The sequence below is a fragment of the Pseudomonas sp. RA_15y_Pfl2_54 genome, assembly GCF_963971015.1.
Classification (GTDB): domain Bacteria; phylum Pseudomonadota; class Gammaproteobacteria; order Pseudomonadales; family Pseudomonadaceae; genus Aquipseudomonas; species Aquipseudomonas baetica_A.
Genome location: NZ_CAXAPN010000033.1, coordinates 85094 through 91205 on the forward strand (window position 1 = coordinate 85094; position 6112 = coordinate 91205).

The following is a 6112-nucleotide window of genomic DNA, read 5'->3' on the forward strand; positions in this document are numbered from 1 at the left end:
CGAGCCATGCTCAATACGCTGCGCAAGATCGTCCAGGAAGTTAACTCCGCCAAGGATCTCAAGGCGGCGTTGGGGATTATTGTGTTGCGCGTCAAAGAGGCCATGGGCAGCCAGGTCTGCTCGGTCTACCTGCTTGATCCCGAGGCCAACCGCTTCGTCCTGATGGCCACCGAGGGCTTGAACAAGCGCTCGATCGGCAAAGTCAGCATGGCACCCAACGAAGGTCTGGTGGGTCTGGTCGGCACGCGTGAAGAACCCCTGAACCTCGAAAACGCCGCGGATCACCCGCGCTACCGCTACTTCGCCGAGACTGGTGAGGAGCGCTATGCCTCCTTCCTTGGCGCACCGATCATTCACCACCGCCGCGTCGTCGGCGTGTTGGTCATCCAGCAAAAAGAGCGCCGCCAGTTCGATGAAGGTGAAGAAGCCTTCCTCGTGACCATGAGCGCGCAGCTCGCCGGCGTTATCGCCCACGCCGAGGCCACCGGTTCGATCCGGGGTCTGGGCCGTCAGGGCAAAGGCATTCAGGAAGCCAAGTTCGTTGGCGTGCCGGGTTCGCCGGGTGCGGCGGTCGGTACGGCGGTGGTCATGTTGCCGCCGGCGGATCTGGACGTGGTGCCGGACAAGACCATCACCGATATCAACGCCGAACTGGCACTGTTCAAGACCGCCATCGAAGGCGTGCGCGCCGACATGCGTGCCTTGTCGGCGAAACTGGCGACACAACTGCGTCCCGAAGAGCGCGCGCTGTTCGACGTTTATCTGATGATGCTCGACGATGCCTCGCTCGGCAGCGAAATCACCACTGTGATCAAGACCGGCCAGTGGGCGCAGGGTGCGTTGCGTCAGGTGGTCACTGAACACGTCAACCGTTTCGAACTGATGGACGATGCCTACCTGCGTGAGCGAGCGTCGGACGTCAAAGACCTCGGCCGCCGCTTGCTGGCCTACTTGCAGGAAGAGCGGCAACAGAACCTCGTCTACCCGGAAAAAACCATTCTGGTCAGCGAAGAACTGACGCCGGCCATGCTCGGCGAGGTGCCGGAAGGCACGCTGGTTGGTCTGGTTTCGGTACTCGGTTCGGGGAACTCCCACGTTGCGATCCTGGCCCGGGCCATGGGTATTCCAACGGTGATGGGCCTGGTCGATCTGCCGTACGCCAAGGTCGACGGCATTGAAATGATCGTCGATGGCGTTCGTGGCGAGGTTTACACCAACCCCAGCGAAGTGCTGCGCAAGCAGTTCGCCGAAGTCGTCGAAGAAGAGAAACAACTGGCGCTGGGCCTCGATGCCCTGCGTGATCTGCCCTGCGTGACCCTCGATGGGCACCGCATGCCGCTGTGGGTCAACACCGGCCTGCTGGCGGATGTGGCGCGGGCGCAGAAGCGTGGCGCCGAAGGTGTCGGTCTGTATCGCACCGAAGTGCCGTTCATGATCAACCAGCGCTTCCCGAGCGAGAAGGAACAACTGGCGATCTACCGCGAACAGCTCGCCGCGTTCCATCCGCAACCGGTGACCATGCGCAGCCTGGACATCGGCGGTGACAAGTCGCTGTCGTACTTCCCGATCAAGGAAGACAACCCGTTCCTCGGCTGGCGCGGCATTCGCGTCACCCTCGACCACCCGGAAATCTTCCTGGTGCAGACCCGCGCCATGCTCAAGGCCAGCGAGGGCCTGAACAACCTGCGGATTTTGCTGCCGATGATTTCCGGCACCCACGAACTCGAAGAAGCCCTGCACCTGATTCACCGGGCGTGGGGCGAGGTGCGCGACGAAGGCACCGACGTGCAAATGCCGCCAATCGGGGTGATGATCGAGATTCCGGCAGCGGTCTACCAGACCAGGGAACTGGCGCGGATGGTCGACTTCCTCTCGGTCGGCTCCAACGACTTGACCCAATACCTGCTGGCCGTGGACCGTAACAACCCACGGGTGGCGGATCTCTACGACTACCTGCACCCGGCCGTGCTGCAAGCGTTGCAAACCGTGGTGCGCGACGCCCATGCCGAGGGCAAACCGGTGAGCATTTGCGGCGAGATGGCCGGTGATCCGGCGGCGGCGGTGCTGTTGATGGCGATGGGCTTCGACAGTCTGTCGATGAACGCCACCAACTTGCCGAAGGTGAAGTGGATGCTGCGTCAGGTCAATCTGGACAAGGCCAGGCAATTGCTGGGCGAATTGATGACCATCGATAACCCGCAAGTTATCCACAGTTCGCTGCAACTGGCGCTGAAGAACCTTGGGTTGTCGAAGATCAATCCGCCGGCGGTCAACAAAGCCCTTTAAAAGGCTGATCGCCCCCTCGCGAACAAGCCCGCTCCCACAGGGGATTTGTGTCGATCACAGATCCAATGTGGGTGCGGGCTTGCTCGCGAAGGTTTCAGTCCAGATACCGCTAAACCACAATCTCGACTTCCCCCAGATGCCCGCCATACGGCCCGAAGCTGCGCTCCACCATCCTGCGCGTCCCATCCGCCTGCACCACCAGCGCCGTACTTGCCCGCGTCCCGTAACTCTGGCTGGCAATAAACACACTCGACAGCAGTGATTCCGTCGCCAGCCCCACGCCGGTGTCCGGCAACTCGGCAAACGGCGCCGTTTGCGCATCGCCAAGTAACGCCAGCAACCGTGCAGGCTGCGGATCCTCCAGCACTGCACTCAACGCCGCCCTGGCCTTGAGCAGCTTCGGCCACGGCGTGTCCAGTCCGGCATTGGATAATCCGTAGACCCCGGACTGCAGCATCACCGGCTCCGACATCCGTGCGTTGTAGTGCCATAGCTCATGGCTGTTGCCCAGCAGCAGGTTGAACCCGGCGTACTCTGGTGAGCGACCGACAACGTCGGCCAGATAGTCATCAATCGCCTCATCGCCCGCGAGAAACCCCGCCACCAGCTCCCCCCGCGATTTACGCGCCGGCGGCTGATGCGGGTCGCGGATATTGGTCAGCGCCGCAAAGCGCCCGTTGGCGCCGATCCCCAGCCAGGTGCCACCGGCTTCGAGATCGCGTCCGGCGTGCACATGCGGTGCCTCAGGCCATTGCCCCAGCGGCAGACTGGGGCGGGCGTAAAACTCGTCACGGTTGGCCGCAACGATCAGCGGCTGGGCATGGCCCGGGCGCCAGGCAAAAACGATCAGGCACATAAGGTGGTCCTTGTGTGTTTTTTGTCCACTCTACGCATCCGGCGTCCGTGCATCCATCGCCAGTTCCGCCTAAGGGTATGCATCCGTTACCATGCCGCTCCGGTTTGGGGAAAGCGTCTGGGAGACGGTCATGGAATTTCTGCTCTATCTGGCGCTGGGCGCCTGTGCAGGCGTGCTGGCCGGGCTGTTCGGGGTGGGCGGCGGGATCATTATTGTCCCGGTGCTGGTTTACAGTTTCACGTTGCAGGGCTTCGACCCATCGATTCTGACCCACCTGGCGGTCGGCACGTCGTTGGCGACGATCATCTTCACCTCGGTCAATGCCGTGCGTGAGCACCATCGACGTGGTGCGGTACGCTGGCCGGTTTTTGCGTGGATGACCGTGGGTATTCTGGTCGGCGCCGGTTTCGGTGCGCTGACGGCCGAAGCGATTTCCGGGCCGCATTTGCAAAAAATCATCGGCGTATTTGCCTTGGTGATTTCCGTGCAGTTGGCGCTGGACGTCAAACCCAAGGCCAGCCGAACGGTGCCGGGCAAACTCGGTCTGTCCGTGGCTGGCAGTGTGATTGGCTGGGCCTCGGCGATTTTTGGCGTCGGCGGCGGATCGCTGACCGTGCCGTTCCTGACCTGGCGCAGCGTGCCGATGCAGCAAGCGGTAGCGACCTCGTCGGCCTGCGGTCTGCCGATCGCCCTGGTCAGTGCATTAAGTTTCATGATTCTGGGCTGGCACGATCCGCTGCTGCCGGCCCATAGTCTCGGCTTTGTCTATTTGCCGGCGCTGTTGGGCATCGCCCTGACCAGCATGGTGTTCGCCCGTCTCGGCGCACGATTGGCACATAGATTATCGCCACGCTTGCTCAAACGGCTGTTCGCCGCTTTGCTGTTTTGCGTTGGCTTGAGTTTTCTGCTTTGAGCAGGTCGCAATCCTGGCTTAATCCTGAGGTGACAGCGTCGCCCGGGAATTCTGGTTTCAACTTCTAACGAGGAGTCGCAATGCTGCCTTACCCGCAGATCGACCCGGTGGCCCTGGCCATCGGTCCGCTGAAAATCCACTGGTACGGTCTGATGTACCTGATCGGCATCGGCGGCGCCTGGCTGCTGGCGTCCCGGCGGTTGAACCGCTTCGACCCGACCTGGAGCAAGGAGAAACTCTCCGACTTGATTTTCTGGTTATCGATGGGGGTCATTGTCGGCGGGCGGTTGGGTTACGTGCTGTTCTACGATCTGAGCGCCTACCTGGCCAACCCGTTGCTGATTTTCGAAGTGTGGAAGGGCGGCATGTCGTTCCACGGCGGCTTTATCGGCGTGATGCTGGCCGCGTTGTGGTTCGGCAAAAAGAACAACAAGTCGTTCTTCCAGTTGATGGACTTCGTCGCACCGATGGTGCCGATCGGCCTGGGCGCCGGGCGTATCGGCAACTTTATCAACGCCGAGTTGTGGGGCAAGCCGACCGACGTGCCGTGGGCGATGATCTTCCCGCCGTTCAGCGACCCGGCGCAGTTGCCGCGTCACCCGTCGCAGCTGTATCAGTTCGCCCTTGAAGGCGTCGCGCTGTTCCTGATCCTGTGGTTGTTCTCGCGTAAACCGCGGCCGACCATGGCGGTATCGGGGATGTTCACGCTGTTCTACGGCATCTTCCGTTTCATCGTCGAATTCGTCCGTGTACCGGACGCGCAACTGGGCTATCTGGCCTGGGGCTGGCTGACCATGGGTCAGGTGCTTTGCGTGCCGATGGTGCTTGCCGGTCTGTACCTGATCTGGCTGGCTTATCATCGCGCCCCGGCAGCGCCCGCGGCGGCCGTATAAATTCGAAGGCCGGGGGCGACGGCCCCCGGGTTCAAGGACACAGGTAACTCATGAAGCAATATCTCGAACTGGTCTCGCACGTCATCCAGAACGGCACCAAACAGGCCAACCGCACCGGCATCAACACCATCAGTTTCCCGGGGGCGATGCTGCGTTTCGATCTGCAGGAAGGTTTTCCGGCGATCACCACCCGCAAGATGGCCTTCAAATCGGCCATCGGCGAGATGTGCGGTTTTCTGCGTGGTGTGAACAACGCCGCTGAATTCCGCGCGCTGGGCTGCAAGGTCTGGGACCAGAACGCCAACGAAAACGCCCAGTGGCTGGCCAACCCATTCCGTCAGGGCGACGACGACCTCGGCGAAATCTATGGCGTGCAATGGCGCAAATGGCCGGCGTACAAGCAGATTCCGTTGAGCAACACCGCGGCCATCGAACAAACCTTGAGCAATGGCTACAAGCAGATCGCTCAAGGCGAAGAAGACGGCCAGGCCTACGTGGTGCTGTACAAAGCCATCGACCAGGTGCGCCAGTGCGTCGACACGATCATCAATGATCCGGGCAGCCGCCGCATCCTGTTCCACGGCTGGAACTGCGCCCAACTCGATGAAATGGCCCTGCCGCCGTGCCATCTGCTGTACCAGTTCCACCCGAATGTCGAGACCAGGGAAATTTCCCTGACCCTATACATCCGCTCCAACGACTTGGGCCTGGGCACGCCGTTCAACCTCACCGAAGGCGCCGCGCTGCTGAGCCTGATCGGTCGCCTGACCGGTTACACGCCGCGCTGGTTCACCTATTTCATCGGTGACGCGCACGTCTACGAAAACCATCTGGACATGCTCAACGAACAAATCAAGCGCGAACCGTTCGCCATGCCGAAACTGAAGATTTCGGATCGCGTGCCGGAGTTCGCCAAGACTGGCGTGTATCAGCCGGAATGGCTGGAACTGGTGGAGCCAGGCGACTTCTCGCTGGAAGGTTATGAACACCACGCGCCAATGACCGCGCCGATGGCGGTCTGAAGGTTTCACGCAATACCCTGTGGGAGATTCTATGGTTCATGCCTAGCCCCTAAACCGCTTTAGGTGAGTATTCGCTCTGGTTTTTCAACAGAGCAAATACCACCCGGGCAAGCTTGCGGGCTAGTGCGACCAGTGCTTGGGT

General features: G+C 61.2%; 5 protein-coding genes. 4 read left to right on the forward strand and 1 reads right to left on the reverse strand.

The window, feature by feature from the left end; all coding sequences use genetic code 11:
* The first annotated feature begins 6 nt into the window (after positions 1-6).
* Positions 7-2286, forward strand: a complete 2280-nt coding sequence (gene ptsP, locus AACY50_RS22365) for a phosphoenolpyruvate--protein phosphotransferase (protein ID WP_339495475.1) — start codon at positions 7-9, stop codon at positions 2284-2286.
* Between the two features lie 109 nt (positions 2287-2395).
* Here the strand turns inward: ptsP and AACY50_RS22370 are convergent, their stop codons facing one another.
* Positions 2396-3142 carry an NRDE family protein gene (locus AACY50_RS22370; protein WP_339539186.1) on the reverse strand — a complete coding sequence of 249 codons (747 nt, stop codon included), beginning with the start codon at positions 3140-3142 and terminating at the stop codon, positions 2396-2398.
* Positions 3143-3272: 130 nt separating this feature from the next.
* Here AACY50_RS22370 and AACY50_RS22375 point away from each other — a divergent pair, with 130 nt between their 5' ends.
* The 3 genes from AACY50_RS22375 to AACY50_RS22385 all read left to right on the forward strand — a co-directional run bounded on the left by AACY50_RS22375 (position 3273) and on the right by AACY50_RS22385 (position 5970).
* Positions 3273-4055 carry a sulfite exporter TauE/SafE family protein gene (locus tag AACY50_RS22375; protein ID WP_339430386.1) on the forward strand — a complete coding sequence of 261 codons (783 nt, stop codon included), beginning with the start codon at positions 3273-3275 and terminating at the stop codon, positions 4053-4055.
* 80 nt (positions 4056-4135) lie between these two features.
* Complete coding sequence (lgt, locus tag AACY50_RS22380) at positions 4136-4948, forward strand: prolipoprotein diacylglyceryl transferase (RefSeq protein ID WP_339430385.1); 813 nt, start codon at positions 4136-4138, stop codon at positions 4946-4948.
* A gap of 50 nt (positions 4949-4998) precedes the next feature.
* Positions 4999-5970, forward strand: coding sequence for a thymidylate synthase (locus AACY50_RS22385; RefSeq protein WP_339495473.1), 972 nt, complete (start codon positions 4999-5001; stop codon positions 5968-5970).
* Positions 5971-6112: the final 142 nt, after the last annotated feature.

Bases quoted from the DNA above. Each gene is read 5' to 3' on its own strand.
- ptsP (WP_339495475.1), top strand. From the start codon at position 7: ATGCTCAATACGCTGCGCAAGATCGTCCAGGAAGTTAACTCCGCCAAG.
- AACY50_RS22370 (WP_339539186.1), bottom strand. From the start codon at position 3,142: ATGTGCCTGATCGTTTTTGCCTGGCGCCCGGGCCATGCCCAGCCGCTG.
- AACY50_RS22375 (WP_339430386.1), top strand. From the start codon at position 3,273: ATGGAATTTCTGCTCTATCTGGCGCTGGGCGCCTGTGCAGGCGTGCTG.
- lgt (WP_339430385.1), top strand. From the start codon at position 4,136: ATGCTGCCTTACCCGCAGATCGACCCGGTGGCCCTGGCCATCGGTCCG.
- AACY50_RS22385 (WP_339495473.1), top strand. From the start codon at position 4,999: ATGAAGCAATATCTCGAACTGGTCTCGCACGTCATCCAGAACGGCACC.